The sequence below is a fragment of the Sinomonas sp. R1AF57 genome (genome assembly GCF_002224485.1).
Classification (GTDB): domain Bacteria; phylum Actinomycetota; class Actinomycetes; order Actinomycetales; family Micrococcaceae; genus Sinomonas; species Sinomonas flava.
Genome location: NZ_CP022463.1, coordinates 1,078,952 through 1,105,857, shown reverse-complemented (window position 1 = coordinate 1,105,857; position 26,906 = coordinate 1,078,952). Strand labels below are relative to the sequence as shown.

Sequence of the window (26,906 nt, the reverse complement as noted above, 5' to 3'; positions counted from 1 at the left end):
ACTTGCACGTAGTGTAATCATGTGACTGCCGAAGCCTCTTCCCGCCGCGAACTGAACAAGGCCGCGACCCGGGAATCGATCATCGCCGCCGGCCTCGACCTCGCCTCGTCGCGGGGCATCGGGGGATTCACCATCGAAGAGCTCGCCGAGGCGGCCGGCGTCTCCCGCCGGACCTTCTTCAACTACTTCGGCAGCCTCGAGGAGGCCCTCGCGGCCCCCACATTCGGGTTCCTCGACGCCGCCCTCGGCAAGCTGAGCGACCGGCCGGCCGGCGAGCCCCTCCTCGAGTCGGCCCTCCATGTGCTGACCGGCCTCGCCGACAACGAGCTCATCGCGCCGATGGCCCAGTCGTTCATCGTCGCGAGCGGCCACGACCCCGTCACACGCTTCCAGCTCCAGGCCTTCGACGAGTGCGGCGAGAAGATCGCAGCCGCCATCCGCGAGCGCACCGGCGGCTCCGGCCTGCCGGAGCTGTACGTGCGCGCCCTCGCCGGGTGCGTCATCGCCTGCGGCAAGACGTCCCTCGAGGTGTGGATGGCCGAGCGAGGCGGCGAGCTCACGCCGTCGTCCCTCGCCCGGCTCCGCGAGCTCCTCACCGACTCCATCACGCACCTTCAAGCCGGCTTCGCCGCGCCCTGAGACAGCACTCCCGCCCCGTCCCGCCCACTCACCCGCAGAAGGCTCCCCATGGCTACCCTCCTCTACCGCCTCGGCAGGTTCGCCTATGACCGCCGCTGGCTCGTCCTCGCCGTCTGGCTCGTGATCGTCGCCGCCGTCGGCGGCTCCGCGGCCGCGTTCCACGGCCAGATGACCAACAACTTCCAGATCCCGGGCACCGAGACCCAGCGCATGGCGGACAAGCTCAAGGCAGACCTGCCCTCAGCTTCCGGCGGCAGCGCGTCGATCGTGTTCGAGTCGCCCAGCGCCGCGTTCACCGACGCTCAGAAGCAGGCACTCAGTGCGAAGCTGAACGAGATCAAGGGCCTCGACGGCGTCCGCAACGTCACCGACCCCTTCACCACCCAGGCGCAGCTCGACGGCGCCGCCGCCCAGATCGCCGCCGGCAACCAGGAGCTCGCGTCGAACGAGGCCAAGCTCGCCGCGGGCGAGCCGCAGCTGACCGCCGCGAAGGCCCAGCTCGACGCGAACCGCGCCCAGCTCGACGCCGGTCAGGCCCAGCTCGACGCCCAGAAGAAGGCACTCGCCGCGCAGGGCCTCCCGGAGGCAGCGATCGCCCAGGCCACCGCCGCAGCCCAGGCGCAGCTCGACGCCGGACGTGCACAGCTGGCGGCAGGCCAGACCCAGTACGACGCCGGCCGTACCCAGGCCGACCAGGGCGCCGCGAAGATCGCCCAGGCCAAGGCCGACCTCGCCCTCGCCACACGGCAGGCCGACGCGGCGAAGGACATCCGCTTCGTCTCGAGCGACGGCAAGGCCGCGATCGCCTCGATCCAGTTCACCGGAGCCACCGACGGACTGCCCGCCTCGCTGCGCAGTGACATCCAGCGCATCGCCAACGAGGTTCCCGACGTCGAGGCGCACGCGAGCAAGGAGCTCACGCAGGACATCTCCTCGATCTTCGGCGCGTCCGAGGCGATCGGCGTCGCCGTCGCTGCGGTCGTCCTGGTCGTCATGCTCGGCACCCTGATCGCCGCAGGCCTGCCGCTCCTGATGGCACTGGCCGGCGTCGCGGTCGGCGTGGGCGGCACGTTCGCCCTCACGGGCGTCGTCCAGATGAGCTCTGTGACCCCGATGCTGGGCCTCATGCTGGGCCTCGCGGTGGGGATCGACTACTCGCTCTTCATCGTCAACCGCCACCGGAACCAGCTCCTGCGCGGCATGGACCCGCGGGAGTCCGTGGCACTCGCGACCGGCACCTCGGGCAACGCCGTCGTGTTCGCTGGCCTCACGGTGGTCATCGCCCTGGCCGCGCTCGTGGTCCCGGGCCTTCCGTTCCTGGCTGTCATGGGCCTGTCCGCCGCTGCCACCGTCGCGGTCGCGGTCCTCGTGGCCATCACGCTGCTGCCGGCAGTGCTCGGCTTCGCGGGGCGTCGGATCATCTCGAAGCGCCGCTGGGCCCGGGCCGATGAGGAGAACGCGCGCGCGGGCCACGAACTGGAAGAGGAACGCGAGGACCTCGCCGCGTCCAACCGCGGATGGGGCGCCTGGGTCACCCGGCACCCCTGGCTGTCCCTCGTCGCGTCCGTGGCGCTGCTCGGCGTGCTCGCCGTCCCCGCGGCCTCCCTGCGCCTGGCGCTGCCGGACGGCGGGTCGGAGCCCGTCGAATCGACCGCGTACAAGGCCTACGACGCCACCGGCCGGTACTTCGGCGCGGGCATGACCGGCCCCATCATCGTGGTCGGCGAGCTTCCCGCGGGCCTGGACGCGAACGCGGCGAAGGCCAAGCAGTACGACGTGGCCGACCAGCTCCGCTCCGTGGACGGCGTCGTCGCCGCCGTGCCGGCGACCCTGAGCGAGGACCGGCGCACCGCCGTCTTCCAGGTCATCCCGACCGACGGGCCGGCGAGCGCGAGCACCGTCCAGGTGGTGCACGACCTCCGCGCGAAGGGCTCCGACATCCAGTCCCAGACCGGGGTGACGATCGGCCTCACGGGCCAGACGGCGGCGAACGTGGACATCTCGGCGAAGCTCGCCGACGCCCTCCCGCCCTACCTGACGATCGTCGTCGGGCTGTCCTTCGTCCTGCTCCTGCTCGTGTTCCGCTCGCTCCTCGTCCCGCTCCTGGCCACGGGAGGGTTCCTCCTCACGCTCGGGGCCGCCTTCGGGTCGATCGTCGCGGTGTACCAGTGGGGCTGGCTCGGGCCGGTCTTCGACGTGACGCATCCCGGAGCGATCCTGAGCTTCCTGCCGATCCTGCTGATCGGCATCCTGTTCGGCCTCGCGATGGACTACCAGGTGTTCATCACCTCGGGCATGCGCGAGTCCTACGCCCACGGGCAGGAGGCGCATCTGGCGGTCCGGACCGGCTTCCACCACGCCGCCCGGGTCATCACGGCGGCCGCGATCATCATGGTCAGCGTGTTCGCGGGCTTCATCTTCAGCCACCTGACGATGGTCCGGCCCCTCGGCTTCGGACTCGCCCTCGGCGTGCTGCTGGACGCCTTCGTGGTCCGCATGACCCTCGTGCCCGCCGTGATGCGCCTGCTGGGCGGGGGCGCCTGGTGGCTCCCCCGCTGGCTCGACCGGCTGCTGCCCGACCTCGACATCGAGGGCGCCAAGCTGGAGCGCACGACGTCGGCCGCCCGCCCCAGCGCGGCCGGGGAACCGGAGCCCGTGGGCCGGTGAGCGCGGGCGCTGATCAGAGGCATTGAGGCTGACCTGCCGCAGGTCTATCCTGACGGCAGCAGGGCGGGCATCCCGGCGCACCTTCCGTGTGCGGGATGCCCGCCCTCGGCGCTTGAGACGGCGCCCGAAGCGGTACTGGACCCGAGGAGGTGCCGCGATGGCCGGCTCCGTGGACACCGCCCGCGAGGCTTTCGCCGGGCGGCACTGGGATGTCGCTGTGCAGGAGCTGGTGGCCACCGACGGGCGCGCTCCCCTCGACCCGCCCGACGTCGAGAGGCTGGCGACGAGCTACTGGATGCTCGGCCGCACCGCCGAGACGATTGCGGCCCTGGCCAGGACCCACGACGAGTACGAGCGCGCCGGGGATACGCGGGCGGCGGCCCGGGTGGGCATCTGGCTCGCGTTCTACCTCCTGATCCGCGCCCAGCCCGCCCAGTGCATGGGCTGGGCCGCGCGGTCCCAGCGGCTCCTCGACGAGCTTCCGGGTCCAACCCCCGAGCACGCCCTCGCCCTCACGCCCGGCGCTTTCGCCCTGGAGTTCAGGGGCGACCAGGCCCAGGCCGAGGCCCTCTTCCGCCGCGCGCTGAAGATCGCGAGGCCACTCGGGAACCCCGAGGTCATCTCGATCGCCGAAGTGGGCCTCGCCTTCTCGCTCGTCCGCTCGGGCGGGTTCGACGAAGCCCTCGGACTCCTCGACGAGGCCATCGCGATCATCGGGTCAGGGGCCACCGGTCCGGTCGCCGCGGGGATCGTCTACTGCCACGCGATCGAGTGCTGCCACCTGGCCTTCGACCTGCCCCGCGCCCGCGAATGGACCGCTGCGCTGGATGCATGGCGGATGGCGGAGGGACCCCTCGTGGAGTTCAGCGGGAAGTGCGACGCCCACCGGGCCGAGCTCTTCCGCCTCCACGGGGCGTGGGACGACGCGGTCCGCGCCGCGCACGAGGCGCAGGAGAAGTTCCGCGCGGGCGACTTCAGCGCGGGGTTCAGCTCGTTCTACGAGGAGGCGGAGGTCCTCCGCCTGCGCGGACGGTACGTCGAGGCGGACCGGGGCTACGCCGAGGCCCTCCGCTGCGGCTGGGACCCCCTGCCCGGCCTGGCCCTGCTCCGGCTGGACCAGGGGCGCCCCGCCGAGGCCCAGTCGCTGCTGCGTCGCTCGACCCTGAGGGACGACGGCGCCTACCGGCGCCAGCTGCTGGCGGCGACGGTCGAGGTCGAGCTGGCGGCCGGCGACGAGGACGCGGCCGCGGCAGCCTGGGAGGAGCTCTCGCGGCTCGCCGAGCAGCACGGGACGCCGTGGACCCGGGCCCTCGAGGCCGCAGCCGCTGCCAGGGTCCTCGCCAGCCAGGGTCGCAACGTCGAGGCGCTCGACGCCGCCGACCGGGCCTGGTCGCTGTGGTCCGAGCTCGGCGTTCCGTACGAGGTCGCCCGGTGCCTCGTCCTCAAGGCCCGTGCCTGCCTTGCCCTCTCGGACTCGGCTCCGGCCCGCCTCGGGCTGGCGCTCGCGAGGGACATCCTCGCCGAGCTCGGCGCGCGGCCGGCCCTGGACGGACTGCCGGCCGACGGCGGGCCGACCCGTGCCTCAGGCGGGCCGACGACGCCGCCCGCCCCGCCGCCGTCGGACGCGCCCCTGAGCGCGCGCGAGCTCGACGTCCTCCAGCTCGTCTGCGCGGGCCTGTCCAACCAGTCCATCGCGTCGCAGCTGTTCCTCAGCGAGCGCACCGTTGCGCACCACGTGGGCAGCATCCTCGCCAAGCTCGGAGTGCCGTCCCGCACCGCCGCCGCAGCCCAGGCCTTCCGGACGGGCCTCGTGGCACCTGGGCAGAAATAGCCAGTGCCCCTGGCGGCAACAATGGGCCGCGGTGCCGATTCGGGGGCGGGGCGCCCCGCGTACCGTCGAGGCATGGAAGCAGCGGTCCTCGCCGGAACAGTCTCCACGGCGCTCTTCGCGGCCAGCAACGCGCCGATGCTGGTCAAGGCCGCCCGGACGCGGAACCTCGCCTCGTACAGCCTGGCGAATCTCGTCCTGGCCAACGTGGCCAACGGGATCCACACCCTCTATGTCCTGAGCCTGCCCGCCGGGCCGATCTGGGCGCTGCACGGGTTCTACGTGGTCACGATGGCGTTCATGCTCGTCTGGTACGTCAGGTTCACACGGCGCCGCGAAGCCTCATCCGCCCGGCGGGCGCCTGCGGATGTGCTCCCCGCGCGTCCGCTGGCATGGACAGCGCCCCGAGCGCCGGGACTAGGCTGGCGCCGTGACCCTCCACGCAGCGCCGCTCACCCCGCCCACCCTCGTCCTCGCATCCAAGTCGCCCGCACGGACGAAGCTGCTCGAGGAAGCAGGCGTCCCCCATCGGATCCTCGTCTCGGACGTGGACGAGAACGCCGTCGCGTCCGGACATCCTGACGCATCGCCGGGGGAGACCGCGCTGCTCCTGGCCCGGGCGAAGGCCGAGGCCGTCGCTGCCCTCCCCGCCGCTGCGGGGACTCTCGTGCTGGGCTGCGACTCCGTCTTCGAGCTCGACGGCCAGGCCCTCGGCAAGCCGTACACCCCCGAGGTGGCCCGCGAACGGCTCGCCGCCATGAGCGGCCGCGCCGGCGTCCTCCACACCGGGCACTGGCTCGTCGACTGCCGCGCCTCGCACCACTCCCCCGCCGACGGCACGCACGACGCCGCCCCCTCGCCGGGCCGCGGGGCGCTCGCCTCCGCGGGGGTCGAGTTCACCCAGATGAGCGCGGCGGAGATCGAGGCGTACGTCGCCACGGGCGAGCCGCTCCACTGCGCGGGATCGTTCACCATTGACGGGCTCGGCGGCGCCTTCCTGGCGCGCGTCGACGGCGACCCCCACGCCGTCGTGGGCCTGTCGGTCTCGGCGCTGCGCGCGCTCCTCGCCGCGGCCGGGGTGAGGCTCACGGACTGGTGGGCCGCCGCCGTCGTGCGCTGAGGCCTGCCCCTCCAGTGCGACGGGCCATTTGTAGGAGACCTACAAAGGATCCTCGGCCGAGCCGCCGAATACCGCACTGATATGGGCGATTCCACCAAAGGAGCGCTAGGCTTCCGGCAGTACAGAACGGAGTAGCCTTGTCCCCCATTGCCGCCAGCAGGCCCCTCACGAAGGTGCTCATCGCCAACCGAGGCGAGATCGCCGTCCGCGTCATCCGCGCAGCCCGCGACGAGGGCATCGGCTCGGTCGCCGTCTACGCCGAGCCGGACCGCGACGCGCTCCACGTCCGGCTCGCGGACGAGGCCTTCGCCCTGGGCGGCACGAGCGCCGCCGAGTCGTACCTCGTCATGGACAAGATCCTGGACGCCGCCCGCGCCTCCGGCGCCGACGCGGTCCACCCCGGCTACGGCTTCCTCTCCGAGAACGCCGAGTTCGCGCAGAAGGTCATCGACGCGGGCCTGACCTGGATCGGGCCCTCGCCGGAGGCCATCGCGGCGCTCGGCGACAAGGTCCGGGCCCGGCACATCGCGGAGAAGGTCGGAGCGCCGCTCGTGCCCGGCACCGCGGACCCCGTCGCCTCGGCGGACGAGGTCCTCGCGTTCGCCCAGGAGTACGGCCTGCCCGTGGCGATCAAGGCCGCGTACGGCGGCGGCGGCCGCGGGATCAAGGTCGCCCGGACCATGGACGAGATCCCCGAGCTGTTCGAGTCGGCCGTGCGCGAGGCCACCGCGGCGTTCGGCCGCGGGGAGTGCTTCATCGAGCGCTTCCTCGACGCGCCCCGCCACGTCGAGACCCAGTGCCTGGCGGACGCGGCGGGCAACGTCGTCGTCGTCTCGACGCGCGACTGCTCGCTCCAGCGCCGCAACCAGAAGCTCGTCGAGGAGGCGCCGGCGCCGTTCCTCTCCGAGGAGCAGACCAAGCGCCTGTACGAGGCGTCCAAGGCCATCCTGAAGGAGGCCGGGTACCTCGGGGCGGGGACGTGCGAGTTCCTCGTGGGGCAGGACGGCACGATCAGCTTCCTCGAAGTCAACACGCGCCTCCAGGTGGAGCACTGCGTGTCCGAGGAGGTCACGGGGATTGACCTCGTGCGCGAGCAGTTCCGCCTCGCCCGCGGCGAGGAGCTCGGCTACGACGACCCGGAGATCCGCGGCCACTCCTTCGAGTTCCGCATCAACGGCGAGGACGCCGGCCGCGGCTTCATGCCCGCGCCCGGCACGGTCGAGACGCTGACCTATCCGACCGGGCCCGGCGTGCGCGTGGACTCCGGGGTCGTGGCCGGGGACGTCATCTCCGGCAACTTCGACTCGATGCTCGCCAAGCTCATCGTGTCCGGCTCGAGCCGCACCCAGGCGCTCCAGCGCGCGCGCCGTGCCCTCGACGAGCTCGTCATCACCGGCATGCCCACCGTGGTGCCGTTCCACGCCGCCGTCGTGCGCGACCCGGCGTTTGCACCTGAAGAGGGCCCGTTCAGCATCCACACGCGCTGGATCGAGACAGAGTTCGACAACACCATTCCGCCGTACCCGGCGGCTGCGGGCGCCGGGGCCGAGGCGGACGACGCCGGCGAGCGGCAGAGCGTCGTCGTCGAGGTGGGCGGCAAGCGGCTCGAGGTGACGATCCCGGCGGGGCTCTCGCTCGGCGCGGGCAAGCCTGCCAAGGCCAAGAAGAAGGTCCGCGGCGCGCGCGGCGCCGGCTCGTCCGCTGCCGCGGCCGGCGGCGACGCCCTGACCGCCCCGATGCAGGGCACGATCGTGAAGGTCGCCGTGGCCGACGGCGACGTGGTCGCCGAGGGCGATCTCGTCGTCGTGCTCGAGGCCATGAAGATGGAGCAGCCGCTCACCGCGCACCGGGCGGGCACGGTCCGCGGGCTGACGGCCCAGGCGGGCCAGACGGTCTCGGCGGGCGCGCTCATCGCCACGATCGAGGACTGAGCCGCCGACGGGGCAGATGTGCCCCGCAGACGCGAAAGAGGTGGCTCCTCGACGGGATTCCCGTCGAGGAGCCACCTCTTTGCTGTTGGGGAGCTCCGGTAGGGACATGACCCCTCACCCAGAAGGAGGATGAGGGGTCATTTCCCTAGACCGAGGTTCCTTGTCCCTACGCCGAGACGTTCTCCTCGAAGTCCTTGTCCTTGGTCTCCTTGGTCAGCCAGAGCGCGACGAGGGTTAGGACAGCCGAGATGGCGAGGTAGACGCCCACCCAGACGGTGTTGCCCTTGCCGAACTGCCACAGGGCGATCGCGACGAACGACGCCGGGGCCGCGCCCAGGACGGACGAGAGGTTGTAGGCGACCGCAGAGCCCGTGTAGCGCACGTTCGCCGGGAACAGCTCGGGCAGGATCGCGGCCATCGGTCCGAACGTGAGGCCCATGAGCGTGAAGCCGAAGATGAGGCCCACCATGGCCGCGCCCTTGCCCGGGCCGAACATCAGGCCCCAGGTGAGGCCGAACAGCAGGATGCCGACGGTGACCCAGATGAGGAACTTCCGGCGGCCGTACTTCTCGGCGAGCGGGCCGGAGAGCACCGTGAAGACCCCGAAGAACACGACGCCGAGGATCAGCATCCACAGGAACTCGCTGCGGTCGATCCCGAGGCCGGGCACGAACGTGGACGGGTCGAAGGCCTTTCCGGCCTTCTCGGCGGCGGCCCTGGCGACCTCGACCTTGTCGGTCGCGGTGCCGTACGTGAGGGTGAAGCTCGTGGTCAGGTAGAAGAGCACGTAGGTCGCGAGCATGATGAACGTGCCCGCGATGACCGCGCGCCAGTGGTGCTTGAACGTCGCGGCGATCGGGACCTTCGCGACCTTCTCCTCCTTGACGACCTTCTGGAACGAGACGCTCTCAACGAGCTTGAGGCGCACGTACAGGCCGATCGCGACCATGATGATGCTCGCGAGGAACGGGATGCGCCAGCCGAAGTCCATGAACTGCTTGTCGTCGAGGAACAGGTCCAGGACCACGAACAGCACGTTGGCGAGGATGAAGCCGATCGGGGCGCCCAGCTGCGGGAAGGTCCCCCACACGGCGCGCTTGTTGGCGGGCGCGTTCTCGGTCGCGAGAAGCGCCGCGCCGGACCATTCGCCGCCGAGCGCGAGGCCCTGGGCGAAGCGGAGCAGCACGAGGAGCAGCGGCGCGAGCACGATCCAGCCGGACGTCGTGGCCGGCGGGAGGAGGCCGATGAAGAACGTCGCGAGGCCCATGGTGAGCAGGGATGCCACGAGGGTGCCCTTGCGGCCCAGCTTGTCGCCGAAGTGGCCGAACAGGACCGAGCCGACCGGCCGCGCCACGAAGGCGACCCCGAAGATCGCGAACGAGGACAGGATCGCGTTGATGTCGGAGGAGTTCGGGAAGAAGAGCTTCGGGAACACGAGGACCGAGGCCGTGGCGTAGGCGTAGAAGTCGAAGAACTCGATCGTCGTGCCGATGAGGCTCGAGAAGATGACTCGGCCCCTCGTATTCGCCGCCTTGCCGGCTGAGGGCTCCGTCACCGCTGAAGAGGTGGACATGGTTTCGCTTTCACATGCTGGACCGTGGATTGACATCCGGTCCGGGATTTGAGTACAGGGCATCCTACGCCTTGGTAGTCCGAACATCGGACATCGAGTTCACTATGTGAGACGGGAAGCGCACGACGGCGGTCGCTCCCCCGCCGCTCACGGCCTCGCCTGCACCGGCGAGAGCCAGATGTCACAGCGTGTTTACAGCTGACGCCCACGGGCGAAACGCGGGATTTCTAGCGTGGAACCAATCCCAGATCCCGTCCCCCTCCAGGAGGAACCGTGAGCACTGAACCCCAGACCCCGCCGGCATCGTCGACCATCCGCACGTCGCCGCGCCCCACCGGGGAGGGCCTCCGCCTCGACACGCGCAAGGGCCGCTGGATCGAGCACTGGAACCCGGAGGACACCCAGCAGTGGGAGTCCGAGGGCAAGGCAATCGCCGGCCGGAACCTCCGCTGGTCCATCTTCGCGGAGTTCCTCGGCTTCGTGGTCTGGCAGCTGTGGTCGATCGTCGTGGTGCAGCTCCCGGGCGCGGGCTTCCAGCTGAGCACGTCCGAGACGTTCTGGCTCCTGTCGATGCCGAGCCTCGTGGGCGCGACCCTGCGCATCCCCTACACCTTCATGGTCCCGAAGTTCGGCGGCCGCAACTGGACGATCGTCTCGGCGATGCTCCTGCTCATCCCCTCGATCGGGCTGGCGGTGTGCGTCTCCAATCCGGCCACCCCGTTCCCGGTGCTGCTGGCCGTAGCGGCCCTCGCCGGGTTCGGCGGCGGCAACTTCGCCAGCTCGATGGCCAACATCACCTTCTTCTACCCCGCCCGTGAGAAGGGCTGGGCCCTCGGGCTCAACGCCGCCGGGGGCAACCTGGGCGCCGCCGTGGCCCAGCTCGTCGTTCCTATCGCGGTGAGCCTCACCGCGTCGGTGGTCTCCGCCGGGGCGGGGCTTGGCGTCGCCGGGCTCCTCTGGGTCCCGCTGATCCTCGTCGCCGCCGTCGGCGCGTACCGCAACATGGACAACCTCGCCAGCGCCAAGGGCGACCTGGCCGGCTCGGTCGCGGCGCTCAAGGAGCCGCACCTGTGGATCATGGCCTTCCTCTACATCGGCACGTTCGGCTCCTTCATCGGCTTCTCCGGGGTCTTCCCGAAGCTCATCAAGGACTTCTTCCCCGCGTACTCGTCCTTCGCCGTCGGCGCCGCCGCGCTCTCTCTCGCGTTCCTCGGCCCGCTCGTGGGCTCCCTCGCCCGCCCCTACGGCGGCAGGCTCGCCGACCGGTTCGGCGGGGCCCGCATGGCCGTCGCCGCGTTCGCGGCCATGGCGGTCATGACGCTCCTGGTCATCGTCACCCTGCCGCTGAAGAGCTTCTGGCTCTTCCTCGTCCTGTTTCTGGCCCTCTTCACGGCCAGCGGCTTCGGCAACGGCGCGACCTACCGCATGATCCCCGTCATCTTCAGCACCTCCAGCCGGGCCGCCCGCTCCGGCGCGGCCCCGGCGCAGACCGCGAAGCTCGCCGCCGCGGCCCTGGGCCTGATCTCCGCGATCGGCGCCTACGGCGGCTTCTTCATCCCGCAGGTGCTGGGGGCGTCCAGCTCGGCGACCGGCTCCTACGTGCCCGCGTTCTTCGGCTTCGTGGCCGCGTACGTCCTCATGCTCGCCGTGACGGCCTTCTGCTACCTCCGCAAGGGCAGCCTGGTCGCCACCACCAAGGCCTGACTCCATGACCCCACGCACCCAGACGCCCACCGCCACCCACTGCCCGTACTGCGCGCTCCAGTGCGCGATGTCGCTCGGCCCCGCCGCGTCGGGGGCGAGTGGCCCCGCGGGGGCGAGCGGCCCGTCGCTCGAGGTCGCCGGGCGCGACTTTCCCACCAACCGCCGCGGCCTCTGCCGCAAGGGCTGGACCGCCGCCGAGCTCCTCACGCACCCGGAACGCCTCACCGAGCCGCTCCTGCGCGGGGACGACGGCGAGCTCCGCCCCGTCTCGTGGGACGTGGCCCTCGAGCGGGCGGCAGCAGAGGTGCGGAAGGCCCAGGCGGCACACGGACCGGACGCGGTGGGCGTCTTCGGCGGCGGGGGCCTCACGAATGAGAAGGCGTACCTGCTCGGCAAGTTCGCCCGGCTCGCCCTTGGCACCTCGCGCATCGACTACAACGGCCGGTTCTGCATGTCCTCCGCAGCGGCCGCGGGGAACCGGGCCTTCGGCGTCGACCGGGGCCTGCCGTTCCCGGTGGAGGACCTCGGCGCAGCGGACACGATCCTGCTCCTCGGCTCGAACGTCGCCGAGACCATGCCGCCGTTCGTGCAGCACCTCGCGGGCGCCCGCGCCGCGGGCGGTCTCATCGTCGTGGACCCCCGCCGCTCGGCCACGGCCGCGCTCACGGCCGACGGCGCTGGCACGCACCTCGCACCCGCCCCGCACACTGACCTCATCCTCCTGCTGGGCCTGGCGCACATCGTCCTCAACGACGGCCTCCTCGACCGCTCCTATGTTGCCGAGCGTACCGAGGGCCTCGGCGCACTCATCCGCTCGGTGGCCCCCTGGTGGCCCGAGCGCGTCCAGGCCGCCACCGGGGTGCCGGCCACCCTCCTGCGGGAGACGGCGGGACGGCTCGCCCGCTCCGCGCGGACGGGCTCGTGCTACATCCTCACCGGCCGCGGCATCGAGCAGCACGCCGACGGCACGGACACCGTGACCGCCGCGATCAACCTCGCGCTGCTCCTGGGCCTCCCCGGCTCGGCGCGCGGGGGCTACGGCACCCTCACCGGGCAGGGCAACGGCCAGGGCGGGCGAGAGCACGGCCAGAAGTCGGACCAGCTCCCCGGCTACCGCAAGATCACCGACCCGGCCGCCCGCGCCCACGTCGCCCACGTCTGGAGCGTTCCCGAGGCCGCCATTCCCGGGCCTGGGGTGCCCGCCGTCGAGCTTCTGGCCTCCCTGGGCAGGCCGGCGTCCCCGGAGAAGCCGGGCGGCGTGCGCTGCCTGTTCGTGCACGGGGCCAACGTCGTGGTGTCGGCGCCCGATGTCACCGCGGTGCGCGAGGGGCTGGGGGCACTGGACTTCCTCGTGGTGTGCGACTTCTTCCTCTCGGAGACGGCCCGCGAGGCGGACCTCGTCCTCCCCGTGCTCCAGTGGGCCGAGGAAGAGGGCACCATGACCAACCTCGAGGGCCGCGTGCTGCGGCGCCGTCGCGCCGTGGATCCGCCCGCCGGCGCACGCAGCGAACTGTGGATCATGAACCGGCTCGCGGCGCTGCTGGACGCGCCGTCGAGCTTTCCCGACGACCCCGAGACGGTCTTCGAGGAGCTCCGCCTGGCCTCTGCGGGAGGGCTCGCCGACTACTCCGGCATCACCTACGCGCGCCTCGACGCCGGCGAGGCCCTGCACTGGCCCTGCCCCGAGGCCGCCCCGGGGGCCCCGCCGCACGCCGGGACGCCGCGGCTCTTCGCCGAGCGCTTCGCACACCCGGACGGACGCGCACGCCTGGTCGCCGTCCGGGCCCCCGCTCCCCTGCCGGCGGCCCCGACCGCGGGCGCCTTCACGCTCGCGACCGGGCGCCTCCTCGAGCACTACCAGTCCGGGGCGCAGACCCGCCGCGTCGGCGCCCTGGCCGCGGCCCAGCCCGAGGTGCGGCTCTCCCTGCACCCAGCGGCCGCCGCCCGGCTCGGGATTGCCGACGGCGCGTGGGTGCGCGTCCTCCGAGAGCGCGCCGTCGTCGTGGCCGCCGGCGACGGCCTTCCCGGGCCCAGCGCGAGGCCCGAACCGGCGGTGCTGGCGCGTGCCGAGCTGACAGCGGACATCCGCCCGGACACCGTCTTCCTTCCGTTCCACTTCCCGGGCCTCGCGGCGGCGAACCGGGTGACCGAGCAGGGCACTGACCCGATCTCGGGGATGCCCGAGTTCAAGACGACGCGTGTTGTCGTCGAACCCGCGGTCGTCGACCCAGCCGTCGCGGGGCAGCCCCTCCTCGCCTCCGCCGTCCCCTCCCACCGAGAGGAGCAGTGACCATGACTGCCCCGGCCCAGCAGCCCCAGCAGCCCGAGAGCAGGACCGCTCCAGGAGAAGCCCGGCCGCGGATCGTCGTCGTGGGCTTCGGCCCGGTCGCGGCGCGCTTCGTCGACGGGCTCCGCCCGGCCGCGGCGGCCGGCGCCGTAGAGCTCACCGTGGTGGGCGAGGAGCAGCAGGCCGCGTACAACCGGGTTCTCGTTGCAGACCTCGGGGTCGGGCGGACTCGCCTGGACGCGATGAGCCTCGCCGACGCGGATGAGCTCGCCGCGGACGGCGTGCGTGTGCTCACCGGGACGCGCGCTGCGCGCCTCGACCGCGCACGACGCCGCGTGGTCCTCGCCGACGGCACGACTCTGCCCTATGACCGCGTCGTCCTCGCGACAGGTGCCCGCGCCGTCGTGCCCAACTTGACCGGCATCAACCCGGACCCTCTCCACCCCGTCCTGCCACCGGGCGTCACCGCCCTGCGCGACCTGGCCGACGCCGCCCGGCTGGGCGAAGCAGTGGCCGGGCGGCGCCGCATCGTCGTGCTCGGCGGGGGCGTTCTCGGTCTGGAGGCCGCGCTCGCGGCGAGCGAGGAGGGCGCGACCGTCACGGTGGTCCACCACGGCGACCGACCGCTGGGGCGGTCCATCGACCGCGCCGGGGGCGCGACGCTCGCTGCCGCACTGCGCCGCCAGGGCGTGCGGATCGCCGGGAACGCGCGCTCCACGGGCATCGAGACCGGGCACGACGGCGCCTTCCGGGCGCTCCTGCTCGAGGACGGCTCTGCGGTCGACGGCGACCTGCTCCTGCTCGCGTGCGGGGCGCGGCCGCGGCGTGAGATTGCGGAGGGAGGGGGCCTCGCCGTCGAGGCGGGCATCCTCGTGGACCACGGGCTGCGCGCCCACCACACGGAGCACGTCTTCGCGATCGGCGACTGCGCCCAGGTGCGCTGCGCCGATCCGCTGTGCGCGGAGTGCGCCGCGGACGGGCGCGCCGGTGTCCCGAGCGGCCTCATCGCCCCGGGCTGGCGGCAGGCAGACTGGCTCGCGGCGCGCTTCCGCCACGAGCTCCTCGCCGACGCCGAGCCGGCCCCGCTCGCGGCGGAGAAGCCGGGCGTGATCCTGCTCAAGGCCCGCGGCATCAACCTCGCCGTCGCCGGGGACGTCATGGCCGACCCGTGGGACGCGTTCACCCTCGACGGCGGCGACTGCCCAGCGCACGGGGGGGCTCCGCTGCAGGTCTCCCTGTGGGCCGACCCCGAGCACGGGGGCTACGTCAAGATGGCCACGCGGGGCGGCGTCCTGGCCGGGTTCGTCGCGCTGGGGATGCCACGCGCAGCCGCCGAGCTGACGCTCCTGTTCGAGTCGGGCGCCGAGCTGCCGGCCGACCGCTCGGTGATCCTGCGCCTGGACGGGCCCGAGGCCGCGCTCTCCCCCACCGGTGCCCTTGGCGGCCCCGAGTCGACGCTGTGCCGCTGCGCCGGCGTGACGCAGGGCGAGGTGGCCACAGCCGTCGCGGACGGGTGCTCGACCGTCGAGGACGTCTCGAAGGCCACGCGCGCCGGAACGGGCTGCGGCGGCTGCCGGGATGGCGTGCGGGACCTCATCGAGCGGCACTTCGCGGCCGTGGCGGCCTGAGCAGGCCGAGGAGCGCATAGGCCGCCGCGCCGGCGAGGAGTCCCCAGAATGCCGACACGACCCCGAAGGCATTCACCCCGGACGCGGTCACGGCCAGGGTGATGACGGCGGCCTCGACGGCGTGCGGCGAGGCGGCGTCGTGCCTCACCGAGTCGACGATCGCGCCCTGGGTCGCCGCGAGCAGCGCGACGCCTGCCAGCACGGTCAGCAGCGTGGCCGGGACGGCGGCGACGAGCGCGACCGCCGGGGTGCTAAAGAGGCCGAAGAGGATGTAGAAGGCGCCGCACGAGATCCCGGCGATGTAACGGCGGGCAGGGTCGTGGTGGGCGTCGCGGCCGGCGCAGATGCCGGCGGTGATGGCAGCCAGGTTGATCCCGTGCCCGCCGAACGGCACCGACACGAGCCAGGCGACCGACGCCCCGCCCACCATGAGGCGGTCGCCGGCGGTGTAGCCGAGCTGGCGCATCATGGCGAGTCCCGGCGCGTTCTGCCCGGCCATGGTGACGACGAGCAGGGGCACCGAGATTCCCATGATGGCCGGCAGGCCGAAGGTCGGCGTGGTCCAGACGGGGCCCGCGAACTCCCACGCGAGGGTGGGCGCTGTCAGGCCGCCGGTTGCGGCCGCGAGCCCCACCCCGGCCGCGAGCGCCACGAGGACCGCGTACCGCGGGGTGAACCGACGCCCGAGGAGGAACGCCAGGACCAGGCCCCCGCCCACCACGGGCGCCTGCACGACGGCGGCGCTCGCCTTGAGCACGAACGGCAGCAGGACTCCGGCCAGGACCGCCGCGACGACCGGCTTGGGGACGGCGTCCATGATCCTGCCGAAGAGCCCCGTCACCCCGAGCACGACGGCAAGCCCGGCCGCGACGAGGTAGGCCCCGAGGGCGTCGCTGTACGAGTACTGGCCGAGCGCGGTCAGCAGCAGGGCGGCCCCGGGGACCGACCAGGCCACGACGACCGGCTGGCGCGTGATGAGGCTCAGGACCACGCACGTGATGCCGCTGGCGATCGCGATCACGCTGACCCACGACGTCGTGAGCTCGGCGCTGAGGTGGGCGGCCTGGGCGGCTTGCAGGACCACGACCATGGGGCCCGCGTAGGAGACGGCGACGGCGATGAACCCCGCCGCGATGGCCGAGAAGGACGTGGCCCGCAGGATGCCGAGGCGCTCGGCGGGCCGGTTCCTGGCCTCCGCCGATTGCTCCTGCCCTGCCGTGCCGGTCCGCTGTGCCCTCTGCTGTGCCGTGCTGCTCATCGCCGCCCCTTCGCTGTGACGGGGGCCACGGTAGCGGAAAGCGCGGATATGAGCTGATTCGTCCGGCGTCTCAATCGGCAGGAACCCGCTCGTGGGGAGCCGACAGATCAGGTGGCGCCTCCTCAGGAGGGCGCGTCAGGAGCCGACGATCTCCTCGAGCCCGCGCACCGACTCGGCGAGCGAGAGGTCGGGGTGCGCGGCGATGTACGGGAAGAGGAGCCCGTTCTCCTTGCGCAGGTGCAGCTGGAACGCACGGGCGATGGCGAACCCGACCGCGGCCGCCCGGGCGCCCTCGGCCGCCCTGAGCTCCTCGACGAGCCCGATGATCGCCTGGTGGTCCTGGAGCATGCCCTCGACGAGCAGGTGCCCCTTGTCCGTCCGTCCAGCGCCGCCGTAGAGCGGCCCCTCCTCGGCGACGGCGTGCGGGATCAGCTCGTCCTCGCACCATTCGACCAGGTTGGCCTTCTCGTCGTGCGCGGTGCCGACGTCGCCGGCCTCCACGGCGGCGACGATCGCCTCGGCGAGGGCCGTCACCCGCTCGAGCATGTGCGCGTGGTGGTGCTCGATCGCGGCCAGCGCCTCGTCGTCGGAATGAAGTTCGTGGTCTGCGTGCCCGTGTCCCATGGGCCCATCATCGAACCCCGCCACCGGCGGCTCAAGGGGCCAAGGGCCCGTGCTCCTGCCCGGCCGATGGCCCTGAAACCCGGGAGTTCGGGCATGTTTGCCATCAGCCGTCTGTACCGGTCCGGGCTAGAGCACGCTCGAACTCCTGTCGGTTGAACAAGTCGAAGACTCATGGAACACAAAACCCCCTCCCGTTGCCGGGAGGGCTTTTGTTATCGGCCTTTACCCTCCGAGGTGGTCCACAGCGTACTGCGCCTCTGCGGCGGTGAACTTTCCGCCGTACGGGCTGACAAGCTGGTCGTAGATAGCCACCGGGGACATATTCATCGTCTCCTGGTAGCTCTTGGCCGAAGCCAGGGCGTTGGCGTTGTAGTCTGCCTTCAGGTTATCCACCGCGTACTGGGCGGCTTCGGGCGCGAACTTCCCACCGTACGGGGATGTGAGCTGGTCGTAGATGCCCTGCTTGCTCATGTGCATCATGTTCGAGTAGGACTCGGCCTGCTTCAGCGCGGACTGGTACTCGGCGGGGACCTTCGGCGCCGGAGGCGGCGGTGGAGGTGCCGCCGGAGGGGCCACCGGGGCGGCTGCCGTCGACGGCGCTGGCGCCGCCGATGAGGCGGAGGTGGTGTCGACCGAGCTGCCCGAGCTGCTGCCACCGCCGCAGCCGGCGATGGCGAGGATGGCGGTGACGACGGATGTCGGGAGGATGAACCGCTTCTTCTTCCAGAATGGGCGCTTCGGCTTCTGCGGCTGCTGGCCCTGGGGCCTTGTTTGCTGCCAGTGCCGGCCCAACTGGGAATTGCAGGTACTCACGAGTGACTCCCCCAATTCTATTTGTGCTTGTAACGGTCCCCAGCACAAAGCCGCCACCCATTGGGCGGCGGCTTTCTTCGCGCTGGTGATGCAAGTATCCTCCACCCCGCATACACAGGAAAGTCTTAGTTAGGGTCTTAGCCATTGCTCTCCGTCGCACTTTGAGGCTCGCGGCGGCTCGCAAGTTCCTCTTGCGAACCGCGGGGTTCGACGCCGGCGTGGGCCGCGCGAATTGGCGACGGGTGGACCCGGTCCTGGATGTGCCGCTGTCGAGGGCCTCGATGGCTGGGTGCGCCGAATCCAGCGCTGCACGGCCCTCCACGGGGCCTCCGTCGAGCGGTCAGGCCCGGGCCTCAAAGTGCCCCATGCCGGCTCTGACGGCCGCATCGCATCCTGGCAGCGTTGACGGTGTCCGCGTGCGGCCCTGAGGGTGCCTCCTCACGGCTCTACTCGCGTCGGTCGCTGCGTTTGGCCGCTCGCTCGATCGCCGCCGCGCCCCCGGGCCTCTGCGCAAATCAACGTCTCCAGTGCTCCGGATGCTCGTTAGCCCTCCACTGGGCTTGTGTGTGCTGTGAGCTCACAACTTCGGCAGGCCCTACATGTGCACGTGCAGGCGCCGCGCGGCCTCCGCGAGCGAGCCGGACAGCGACGGGTAGACGGCGTAGGTGTTGGCGACGTCGTCGACGTGGAGCTTCTGCTCCACGGCCATGGCGAGGCCGAAGATCAGCTCGGAGGCGTTGGAGCCCATCACGACGGCGCCGATCACCGTCCCGGACCCCTTGCGGGAGATGATCTTGACGAACCCGTCGGTCGTGTTGCGCATCTTGGCCCGCGCGTTGCTCTTCAGGCGCAGGGTCACGACGTCGCCCGCGATCCTCCCAGCGGCCACGTCCGCCTCGGTGGCGCCCACCGACGCGATCTCGGGCGAGGTGAAGATATTCGAGGCGACGTGGTCGAGGTTGAGCGGAGTGACCTGGTCGCCGAGGATGTGCGCCACGGCGATGCGGCCCTGCATGGCCGCGACCGAGGCGAGCGCGAGCACGCCCGTGCAGTCGCCCGCGGCGTAGACGCTGGGCACCGAGGTGCGGGAGACGCCGTCGACCTTGATGTGCCCGCTCTCGGTGAGCGCCACGCCGGCCTCCTTCAGGCCGATGCCGTCCGTGTTGGGGATCGAGCCGACGCACAGGAGGCAGTGCGATCCGGTCACCTTCGTGCCGTCGCCGAGGGTCACGGCGACGCCGTCGCCCGTGCGCTCGACCGACTCCGCACGCGAGCGGGACAGGACCCGCACGCCGCGGCGCTCGAAGACCTTCTCGAGCAGTTCCGCGGCGTCCGTGTCGGAGCCGGGGAGCACGCGGTCGCGCGAGGAGATGAGCGTGACCTTCGAGCCGAGGCCGTTGTAGGCGGAGGCGAACTCGGCGCCCGTCACGCCGGACCCCACGACGATGAGCTCATCGGGAAGCTCGTCCAGACTGTAGATCTGCGCCCAGTTGAGGATCCGCTCGCCGTCGGGCCGCGCGGTCGGGAGCTCGCGGGGGTGGGCGCCGACGGCGACGATGACGGCGTCCGCCACGATGCGCTCGGTGCCGTCGGCGGTCAGGGCCTCGATGGTGTGGGGGTCCACGAGACTGCCCGAGCCCAGGACGACCCGCACGCCCTGGCCCTCGAGCCCGGCCCGGATGTCCGCCGACTGCTGGCGGGCCAGGCCGAGGAGCCGGTCGTTGACCACCTTCAGGTCCGCCCGGAGCGCCGAGCGGGTGAGGGGCGCGCCGTTGTCCGTGTCGAAGCGCAGGCCGAGGGCGGCGGCCGCCTCCTCGACGCGGGTCATGAGGTCGGAGGTCGCGATGAGGGTCTTGGAGGGCACCACGTCGGTCAGCACGGCGGAGCCGCCGAGCCCGGCGCGCTCCACGATCGTGACCTGGGCGCCGAGCGACGCCGCGACCGAGGCGGCTTCGTAGCCGCCGGGGCCGCCGCCCAGGATTGCGATATGGGGGGCCGCGAAATCAGGGTTCATCGTCACGGAGTACCATTCTGCCTTCCCTGCGTGCACCCATGCCATCGCGGGCGCCACTCAGCGGCGTGGTGTGCTGCACGGCACACTGCGGCGCGTGCCACAGGGGATGCAGGTTGGTAGGTTCTATCTGTGACGACAACCGCTCAGTCCGCCGAGCCCTTCGCGCTCGCGCAGGCCGCCGCCGACCACATCGCCAGCGCCACGGGCGTCGCCCAGCACGACATCGCCCTGGTCCTCGGCTCGGGCTGGGGCGGCGCCGCGGACCTCATCGGCGAGACCACGGCCACGCTCCCCGCCCACGAAGTGCCGGGCTTCTCGGCGCCTGCGGTCGAGGGCCACGTGGGCACGATCCGCTCGGTGCGCGCCGCGGACGGCAAGCGGGCGCTCGTCCTGGGGGCCAGGACCCATTACTACGAGGGCCGGGGCGTGCGCGCTGTGGTCCACGGCGTCCGGACCGCAGCGGCGGCCGGCTGCAGGGTCGTGGTCCTCACGAACGGGTGCGGCGGCCTCAACCCGGCATGGGCGCCCGGCACTCCGGTGCTCATCAGCGACCACATCAACCTCACCGCCACGTCCCCGCTCGAGGGCCCGACCTTCGTGGACCTGACCGACCTCTACTCCGCCCGTCTCCGCGCGGTCGCGAAGTCGGTGGACCCGAGCCTGACCGAGGGTGTGTACGTCCAGTTCCCCGGCCCGCACTACGAGACGCCCGCCGAGGTGCAGTACGCGAAGCGGATCGGCGGCGACCTCATCGGCATGTCCACGGCGCTCGAGGCGATCGCCGCCCGGCACGCTGGCCTGGAGGTCTTCGGCATCTCGCTCGTGACGAACCTCGCTGCCGGCATCAGCCCTGAGCCGCTGAGCCACGAGGAGGTCCTCGCGGCGGGCCGGGCCGCGGGGCCGCGCATCTCCCGCCTGCTGGCCGACGTGATCGCAGCGATCTGAGAGTCTTCGAGAAGGACACCACCCGATGAGCATCTCCCCCGCCACACTCGATGAGCTCCGGCCGCGCGCCGAGGCCTGGGCCGCCGCCGACCCCGACCCCGACACCGCAGCCCAGCTCCGCCTCACGGTGGCCCAGGCTGCCGAGGGCCAGCCAGCCGCCCTGCAGGAGCTCTCCGACGCCTTCTGCGGGACCCTCCAGTTCGGCACCGCCGGGCTGCGCGCGGCCCTCGGCCCCGGGCCGAACCGCATGAACCGCGTGACGGTCCGCCGCGCCGCGGCCGGCTTCGCCGAGTTCCTGCGCCGCCGGGTCGCAGCGCACGACGGCGCCGGCTCGCCGGAGTCGGGCGCGGCGCCGCGCGCCGTGGTCGGCTACGACGCGCGCACCAACTCCGATGTGTTCGCCCGCGACACGGCTGCCGTGTTCACCGCGGCCGGGATCGAGACGAGCCTCCTCCCGTCCCCGCTCCCGACGCCCGTCCTCGCGTACGCGCTCCGGGCGCTGGACTGCGACGGCGCCGTCATGGTCACCGCGAGCCACAATCCGCCCCAGGACAACGGGTACAAGGTGTACCTCGGCGGGCGGGCCGTCGAGGAGGCCGGCCGCGGCGCCCAGATCGTCGCCCCCATCGACGCCGAGATCGCCGAGCTCATCGCCGCCGTCGGGCCTGTTGGCGAGATCCCTCTCGCCGAGGACGGATGGGCCACGCTCCCGGCGAGCGTCGCCGCGGACTACCGCGACGCCGTCGTGCGCCTCGCGCGGCCGGACCTCTTCCCGTCCCGCCGCCTCAAGGCGGTCCTGACCCCGCTGCACGGGGTGGGCGGCGAGACGCTCCTGGGCGTGCTGAAGGCCGCCGGGTTCGATGACGTCTCGCTCGTGGGCTCGCAGGCGGAGCCCGATCCTGCGTTCCCGACGGTCGCGTTCCCGAACCCGGAGGAGCCGGGCGCCCTGGACCTCGCGCTCGAGGCCGCGCGCGAGGCCGGGGCCGACATCGTCATCGCGAACGACCCGGACGCCGACCGCTGCGCCGTCGCCCTCCCCGACCCCGAGACGGGCGAGTGGCGCATGCTGCGCGGGGACGAGGTCGGCGCCCTCCTCGGGGCGCACGTGGTGCGCCGCCTCGGCCTCGACGACGAGCACTCCCCCGAGCCCACCGGGGTGTTCGCGAACTCGATCGTCTCCTCACGTCTGCTCGGCAGGATCGCCCAGGCCGCCGGGGTGGCCCACGCCGAGACCCTCACGGGCTTCAAGTGGATCTCCCGCGTCCCGGGGCTCGTGTACGGGTACGAGGAGGCCCTCGGCTACTGTGTCGCGCCGGAGCTGGTCAAGGACAAGGACGGGCTCTCCGCCGCGCTCCTCGTCGCCGAGCTCGCCGCGGACGCGAAGGCCCAGGGCGAGACGCTCTTCGACCGGCTCGACGCCCTGCACGTGCTCCACGGCGTGCACCTCACCGACCAGCTGAGCGTGCGGGTGGCGGACCTCGGGCTCCTCGACGCGATGATGACGCGGCTGAGGGACAACCCTCCGACGGCCTTCGCCGAGTCTCCGGTGGAGTCCTCGGTGGACCTCTCGCTCGGCTCCGAGGCCCTCCCGCCCACGGAGGGGATCTCGTGGACCACACGGGACTCGACCCGCGTGATCGTCAGGCCCAGCGGGACCGAGCCGAAGCTCAAGTGCTACCTCGAGGTCATCCGGCCGGTGGACAGCTCGGCCGAGCTCGCCGAGGCGAGGAGGGCCGCCCGCGAGGCGATGGACGCTGCCCTCGAGGACCTGCGGGAGGCCCTGGGGCTCTGAGGCCTGCGCCCTAGCCTTCCTGCTTTCCCTGTTGGCCCAGGCGGTCCCGGACGGCCCGGGCGTCCACCCCGAGGCGGGACAGGAGCGTCGCGGCGGGGTCCGGTTCGGCGCCCTCGAGCAGGGCCAGCGCCAGGTGCCGCCCGGTGATCGTGCGGGACTTCTCGGCGGCCGCCTGCCGTGCCGAACGGGCAAGCACGTCCTTCGCCGCGGAGGTAAAGGGCAGCCGGCCGGCCTTCCCCACGGTTCCAGCCAGCGGAGCCTTCCCGGGGTCGACCCCGACCGCCGCGAGTGCCATGCGGTCCAGGTCCTCGTCGGCGGCACGGGCCGAGGCGAGGCTGGTCCCGAGGGCGGAGGCGCTCTCGGGGTCGTGCAGGAGTCCCAGGAGCAGGTGCTGGGTGCCGATGCGCCGGTCTCCGCGGCGTTCGGCCTCGAGGATCCCCTCGGTGACGGTGCTGCGCGCAGCAGCGGCGAATCGTTCGAACATCCCATCCGTCCCTTCGTCTCAGGGCTCGGCGCGCGTCAGCGGGCCTTGCCGTGCTTGACGTGGACGGACTGCCGGGACACCCCGAGGGCATCCCCGATCTGCTCCCAGGTCCAGCCGCGCTCGCGGGCGAGTGCGACATACCGGGCCTCGGTCACCTCGGCGAGCCGGTGCAGCGCGCCGACCGCGCGCAGGCCCACTGCGGGATCGTCGGAGTCGAGGGAGCGTGAGAGCTGCTGGTCGTCCACACGTGTCAGTTTAGGTTGACACAGGAGCTGTGTCAATCCAGACTGACACGAGTGGCTCAGGCCGCGATCTGGACGATTCCGTCCACCACGCGCGCCGGGAACGCAGCGATCGGGGCGCCGGGGGCGTCGAGCCGCTCGCCCGTCGCGAGATCGTAGACCTGCTTGTGCAGCGGCGAGGCGATGGTGTGGCGTTCGCCGCGGGAGCCGACGATCCCGCGGGCCATGACGTGGGCCTCGGTCGCGGGATCGCGCTGCTCGACGGCGAAGACCTGGTCCGTGGGAAGGCGGAAGAGCGCCACCTGGCGGCCGGCCACGAGCGCCGCCTCGCCCCAGTTGGGCTCGAGGTCGTGCAGGCTGCACACGCTGTGCCAGGCAGCGCCGGCGGGCTCCGGTCCGAAGTCGGCGTCGCGGAGATCAAGGGGGGCAGGTGCTGTGATCGTCATGCCCTCAACGCTACGGACGGGGGCGTTTCATCCGGGTTGAAGCCGTGTCACGGCCGCGTAAAACCGGGCTCACCGCCGGCGAAACATGCCCGTGACAGTGAAGTTAATCGGCCGTTACACGCGGGCAACTGAGGCGAAATCGCCAGTTCCTAGGCTGATGTCAGCTCCCCTGATCCCGCCGGTCCACCCGGCCCCCTCTCTACGGAAGGCACCGACCGTGAGCAGCACCAGCCCGATCGAGACCCCCACCTCCGGTTCCATCCCCGCGAAGCGCCGCGTCGTCGTCGTGGGCGGTGGCCCCGCCGCACACCGGTTCGTGGAGGCGATGGCCTCCCGCGGCCTCGGCCGCTTCGACGTCACCGTGCTGACCGAGGAGGCGCACCTCCCCTACGACCGCGTGGCCCTGTCCAAGGCGCTCACCGGCGACCCTGCCGACGTCGACCTCACCCTCGGCGACGCCTCGCTGTGGGAGACGCCCGGCATCACCCTGCGCACCGGAGCGCGCGCGGTCCGCGTCGACACCGTCGCCAGAACGGTCCTCACACGGACCGGCGAGGCGCAGGAGGCGCACCCCTACGACGAGCTCGTGCTCGCCACCGGCTCGAACGCCGCCCGGCTCCCGATCCCCGGCGCCGACCGCTCGTATGTGTACCGCACCCTCGAGGACGTCTGGTTCCTCCGCGCGGAGATCCGCAGGCTCGCCGAGGCCCTCGGCCGCCCGGCCCGGGTGGCGGTGATCGGCGGCGGCCTCCTCGGCATCGAGGCGGCGGCGGGCGCCAAGTCCCTCGGCGCGGACGCCGTCATCATCGACGGCTCGCCGTGGCCCATGAACAGGCAGCTCGACGAGGGCGCCGGCCAGGCGCTCACCCGGCTGATCGCCGCCAAGGGCTTCACCGTCCACGGCGGCGTGTTCCCCTCGGAGGTGCTGACGGACGACGCCGGGCTGGTCACCGGCGTGCTCATGGCCGACGAGCGCGTGGTCCCCGCGGACCTCGTCGTGGTCGCCATCGGGGTGCGTCCCCGCGACGAGCTGGTCCGGGCCGCGGTCGAGGAAGCCACCGCTTCCGGAGAGGGCTCGGCGCCGTTCGAGCTCGGCCCGCGCGGCGGCGTCGTGGTCGACGAGACCTGCGCGACCGGCGCGCCGAACGTGTGGGCGATCGGCGAGGTCGCGAGCTTCGGCGGTATGTGCCTGGGCCTCGTGGCCCCGGCCAACACGATGGCCGAGATCGTGGCGGACCGCCTGCACGGCGGGGGGGCGACCTTCCCCGGGTTCGACACGGCGACCAAGCTCAAGCTCTCCGGGGTGGACGTGGCGAGCTTCGGCGACGCGTTCGCGGCCGCGCCGGGCGCGCTCGAGATCGTCTACGCGGACCCCGCCCGCGGCGTCTACCAGAAGATCGTCACGACCGACGACGCGCGCACGCTCCTCGGCGGGATCTTCGTCGGCGACGCCTCCCCCTACCTGAGCCTCCGCCCGCTCCTGGGCCGGGAGCTCCCCGCCGAGCCGGGCGCCTTCCTGAGCGCCGCCGGCGGCGGCGATGCGCCGGAGACCGAGCTTCCCGACGACGCCGTCCTCTGCTCGTGCAACAACGTCGCCGCGGGGACGCTGCGCGATGCCGTGAACGGCTGCGGGACGTGCGAGGGGCAGGAGCCGGTCCAGGACGTCGCGGGCCTCAAGGCCTGCACCCGCGCCGGCACGCAGTGCGGCTCGTGCGTGCCGATGATCAAGAAGCTCCTCGAGGCCGAGCTCACCAAGTCCGGCGTCACCGTCTCCAAGGCCCTGTGCGAGCACATCTCCCTGTCCCGCCAGGAGCTGTTCGACCACATCCGCGTGGCCCAGCTGACCTCCTTCGAGGAGATCATGTCCCGCTTCGGGACGGGCGCCGGCTGCGACATCTGCAAGCCCACCATCGCGTCGATCCTGGCCTCCCAGCACTCGGCCTACGTGCTCGACGCCGGCCGCGGCACGCTCCAGGACACCAACGACCGCGCGCTGGCGAACATGCAGAAGGACGGCACCTACTCGGTGGTCCCGCGCATCCCCGGCGGCGAGATCACGCCGGAGAAGCTGGGCGTCATCGCCGCCGTGGCCCAGAAGTACAACCTGTACACGAAGATCACGGGGGGCCAGCGCATCGACATGTTCGGCGCGCGCCTCGAGCAACTCCCCGACATCTGGGCCGAGCTCATCGCCGCGGGCATGGAGTCCGGGCAGGCCTACGGCAAGAGCCTGCGCACGGTGAAGAGCTGCGTCGGCTCGACCTGGTGCCGGTACGGCCAGCAGGACTCGGTGGGCATGGCCATCCAGCTCGAGCTGCGCTACCGGGGCCTGCGCAGCCCGCACAAGCTCAAGCTCGGCGTCTCCGGCTGCGCCCGGGAGTGCGCCGAGGCCCGCGGCAAGGACGTCGGCGTCATCGCCACCGCCGACGGCTGGAACCTCTACGTCGGCGGCAACGGCGGCGCGACCCCCGCACACGCGCAGCTGCTCGCCAAGGACCTCGACGACGAGACGCTCATCAAGTACATCGACCGCTACTTCATGTACTACATCCGCACCGCGGACCGCCTCCAGCGCACCGCGCGCTGGCAGGAGGAGCTCGACGGCGGGCTCGAGCACGTGCGCCAGGTGGTCGTCGAGGACTCCCTCGGGATCGCGGCCGAGCTCGAGGCCGCCATGGCCACGCACGTCGAGCACTACGAGGACGAATGGGCCGCGACCCTGAAGGACCCCGAGCGCCTGCGGCGCTTCCGCTCCTTCGTCAACGCCCCCGAGGCCTCCGACGAGTCCATCGTCCACGTCGCCGAGCGCGACCAGATCCGGCCCGCCACGGTGCAGGAGAAGGTCTCCCTCGGCGCGACCATCCCGCTCCGGGCCGCGGCCGTCGCCGGCGCCGCCTCGAAGGAGGGCTGA

General features: G+C 72.3%; 19 protein-coding genes. 11 read left to right on the top strand and 8 right to left on the bottom strand.

The genetic code is table 11. The features are described 5' to 3' along the window. Positions 1 to 21 precede the first annotated feature (21 nt). The 5 genes from CGQ25_RS05025 (at position 22) to CGQ25_RS05005 (ending at position 8,185) form a co-directional block, all read left to right on the top strand. On the top strand, positions 22 to 639 hold the full coding sequence (locus CGQ25_RS05025; protein WP_208712091.1) for a TetR/AcrR family transcriptional regulator: 618 nt from the start codon (positions 22 to 24) through the stop codon (positions 637 to 639). Positions 640 to 687: 48 nt separating this feature from the next. Next, a complete protein-coding gene (locus CGQ25_RS05020; RefSeq protein WP_208712090.1) occupies positions 688 to 3,306 on the top strand; it encodes an MMPL family transporter in 2,619 nt (872 codons plus the stop codon). Between the two features lie 157 nt (positions 3,307 to 3,463). Then, a complete protein-coding gene (locus CGQ25_RS05015) occupies positions 3,464 to 5,137 on the top strand; it encodes a helix-turn-helix transcriptional regulator (protein ID WP_208712089.1) in 1,674 nt (557 codons plus the stop codon). Positions 5,138 to 5,564: 427 nt separating this feature from the next. Then, positions 5,565 to 6,254 carry a nucleoside triphosphate pyrophosphatase gene (locus CGQ25_RS05010; RefSeq protein WP_208712088.1) on the top strand — a complete coding sequence of 230 codons (690 nt, stop codon included), beginning with the start codon at positions 5,565 to 5,567 and terminating at the stop codon, positions 6,252 to 6,254. Positions 6,255 to 6,391: 137 nt separating this feature from the next. Further along, positions 6,392 to 8,185, top strand: a complete 1,794-nt coding sequence (locus CGQ25_RS05005; protein ID WP_255405584.1) for a biotin carboxylase N-terminal domain-containing protein — start codon at positions 6,392 to 6,394, stop codon at positions 8,183 to 8,185. Positions 8,186 to 8,351: 166 nt separating this feature from the next. On the opposite strand, the gene CGQ25_RS05000 is transcribed toward CGQ25_RS05005, so the two are convergent. Further along, a complete protein-coding gene (locus CGQ25_RS05000) occupies positions 8,352 to 9,758 on the bottom strand; it encodes an MFS transporter (protein ID WP_208712087.1) in 1,407 nt (468 codons plus the stop codon). Between the two features lie 312 nt (positions 9,759 to 10,070). Here CGQ25_RS05000 and CGQ25_RS04995 point away from each other — a divergent pair, with 312 nt between their 5' ends. Genes CGQ25_RS04995 through CGQ25_RS04985 form a run of 3 tightly spaced genes read left to right on the top strand, consistent with a single transcriptional unit; the run spans position 10,071 to position 15,377 of the window. Then, entirely contained in the window at positions 10,071 to 11,462 is a 1,392-nt protein-coding gene (locus CGQ25_RS04995) for an MFS transporter (protein ID WP_208712895.1), read from the top strand. Between the two features lie 4 nt (positions 11,463 to 11,466). Beyond that, positions 11,467 to 13,752: a molybdopterin oxidoreductase family protein gene (locus tag CGQ25_RS04990; RefSeq protein WP_208712086.1), complete on the top strand. Its 2,286-nt coding sequence runs from the start codon at positions 11,467 to 11,469 to the stop codon at positions 13,750 to 13,752. Positions 13,753 to 13,754: 2 nt separating this feature from the next. Further along, positions 13,755 to 15,377: an FAD-dependent oxidoreductase gene (locus CGQ25_RS04985; RefSeq protein WP_208712085.1), complete on the top strand. Its 1,623-nt coding sequence runs from the start codon at positions 13,755 to 13,757 to the stop codon at positions 15,375 to 15,377. Here the strand turns inward: CGQ25_RS04985 and CGQ25_RS04980 are convergent. The 4 genes from CGQ25_RS04980 to CGQ25_RS04965 all read right to left on the bottom strand — a co-directional run bounded on the left by CGQ25_RS04980 (position 15,343) and on the right by CGQ25_RS04965 (position 20,092). Continuing rightward, on the bottom strand, positions 15,343 to 16,635 hold the full coding sequence (locus tag CGQ25_RS04980; RefSeq protein WP_208712084.1) for a benzoate/H(+) symporter BenE family transporter: 1,293 nt from the start codon (positions 16,633 to 16,635) through the stop codon (positions 15,343 to 15,345). The genes CGQ25_RS04985 and CGQ25_RS04980 overlap by 35 nt on opposite strands. A 135-nt stretch (positions 16,636 to 16,770) precedes the next feature. Then, a complete protein-coding gene (locus tag CGQ25_RS04975) occupies positions 16,771 to 17,259 on the bottom strand; it encodes a hemerythrin domain-containing protein (protein ID WP_208712083.1) in 489 nt (162 codons plus the stop codon). Between the two features lie 222 nt (positions 17,260 to 17,481). Continuing rightward, the gene (locus CGQ25_RS18435) at positions 17,482 to 18,072 is read right to left on the bottom strand and encodes an Ltp family lipoprotein (protein ID WP_255405582.1); all 591 of its coding nucleotides are present in this window, start codon (positions 18,070 to 18,072) and stop codon (positions 17,482 to 17,484) included. A gap of 595 nt (positions 18,073 to 18,667) precedes the next feature. Beyond that, on the bottom strand, positions 18,668 to 20,092 hold the full coding sequence (locus CGQ25_RS04965; RefSeq protein ID WP_208712082.1) for an NAD(P)H-quinone dehydrogenase: 1,425 nt from the start codon (positions 20,090 to 20,092) through the stop codon (positions 18,668 to 18,670). A gap of 123 nt (positions 20,093 to 20,215) precedes the next feature. Here CGQ25_RS04965 and CGQ25_RS04960 point away from each other — a divergent pair, with 123 nt between their 5' ends. Both CGQ25_RS04960 and CGQ25_RS04955 read left to right on the top strand, forming a co-directional pair. Beyond that, positions 20,216 to 21,031 (top strand): purine-nucleoside phosphorylase, encoded by an 816-nt coding sequence (locus CGQ25_RS04960; protein WP_208712081.1) that lies wholly within the window; start codon positions 20,216 to 20,218, stop codon positions 21,029 to 21,031. 25 nt (positions 21,032 to 21,056) lie between these two features. Next, on the top strand, positions 21,057 to 22,823 hold the full coding sequence (locus tag CGQ25_RS04955) for a phospho-sugar mutase (protein ID WP_208712080.1): 1,767 nt from the start codon (positions 21,057 to 21,059) through the stop codon (positions 22,821 to 22,823). 10 nt (positions 22,824 to 22,833) lie between these two features. On the opposite strand, the gene CGQ25_RS04950 is transcribed toward CGQ25_RS04955, so the two are convergent. The 3 genes from CGQ25_RS04950 to nirD are packed head-to-tail and all read right to left on the bottom strand — an operon-like array spanning position 22,834 to position 23,995. After that, positions 22,834 to 23,307, bottom strand: coding sequence for a Clp protease N-terminal domain-containing protein (locus tag CGQ25_RS04950; RefSeq protein ID WP_208712079.1), 474 nt, complete (start codon positions 23,305 to 23,307; stop codon positions 22,834 to 22,836). A 35-nt stretch (positions 23,308 to 23,342) separates the two neighbouring features. Further along, positions 23,343 to 23,552 carry a helix-turn-helix domain-containing protein gene (locus CGQ25_RS04945; RefSeq protein ID WP_208712078.1) on the bottom strand — a complete coding sequence of 70 codons (210 nt, stop codon included), beginning with the start codon at positions 23,550 to 23,552 and terminating at the stop codon, positions 23,343 to 23,345. Positions 23,553 to 23,608: 56 nt separating this feature from the next. Beyond that, positions 23,609 to 23,995, bottom strand: a complete 387-nt coding sequence (nirD, locus tag CGQ25_RS04940; RefSeq protein WP_208712077.1) for a nitrite reductase small subunit NirD — start codon at positions 23,993 to 23,995, stop codon at positions 23,609 to 23,611. A 325-nt stretch (positions 23,996 to 24,320) separates the two neighbouring features. Here nirD and nirB point away from each other — a divergent pair, with 325 nt between their 5' ends. Beyond that, positions 24,321 to 26,906, top strand: coding sequence for a nitrite reductase large subunit NirB (gene nirB / locus CGQ25_RS04935; protein WP_369802320.1), 2,586 nt, complete (start codon positions 24,321 to 24,323; stop codon positions 26,904 to 26,906).

What these genes read in the sequence shown, in the direction of transcription:
- CGQ25_RS04950 (WP_208712079.1), bottom strand. Translation starts at nt 23,307, where the DNA reads ATGTTCGAACGATTCGCCGCTGCTGCGCGCAGCACCGTCACCGAGGGG.
- CGQ25_RS04980 (WP_208712084.1), bottom strand. Translation starts at nt 16,635, where the DNA reads ATGAGCAGCACGGCACAGCAGAGGGCACAGCGGACCGGCACGGCAGGG.
- CGQ25_RS05015 (WP_208712089.1), top strand. Translation starts at nt 3,464, where the DNA reads ATGGCCGGCTCCGTGGACACCGCCCGCGAGGCTTTCGCCGGGCGGCAC.
- CGQ25_RS04985 (WP_208712085.1), top strand. Translation starts at nt 13,755, where the DNA reads ATGACTGCCCCGGCCCAGCAGCCCCAGCAGCCCGAGAGCAGGACCGCT.
- CGQ25_RS05000 (WP_208712087.1), bottom strand. Translation starts at nt 9,758, where the DNA reads ATGTCCACCTCTTCAGCGGTGACGGAGCCCTCAGCCGGCAAGGCGGCG.
- CGQ25_RS04955 (WP_208712080.1), top strand. Translation starts at nt 21,057, where the DNA reads ATGAGCATCTCCCCCGCCACACTCGATGAGCTCCGGCCGCGCGCCGAG.
- CGQ25_RS05020 (WP_208712090.1), top strand. Translation starts at nt 688, where the DNA reads ATGGCTACCCTCCTCTACCGCCTCGGCAGGTTCGCCTATGACCGCCGC.
- nirB (WP_369802320.1), top strand. Translation starts at nt 24,321, where the DNA reads ATGGCCTCCCGCGGCCTCGGCCGCTTCGACGTCACCGTGCTGACCGAG.
- nirD (WP_208712077.1), bottom strand. Translation starts at nt 23,995, where the DNA reads ATGACGATCACAGCACCTGCCCCCCTTGATCTCCGCGACGCCGACTTC.
- CGQ25_RS04990 (WP_208712086.1), top strand. Translation starts at nt 11,467, where the DNA reads ATGACCCCACGCACCCAGACGCCCACCGCCACCCACTGCCCGTACTGC.
- CGQ25_RS04975 (WP_208712083.1), bottom strand. Translation starts at nt 17,259, where the DNA reads ATGGGACACGGGCACGCAGACCACGAACTTCATTCCGACGACGAGGCG.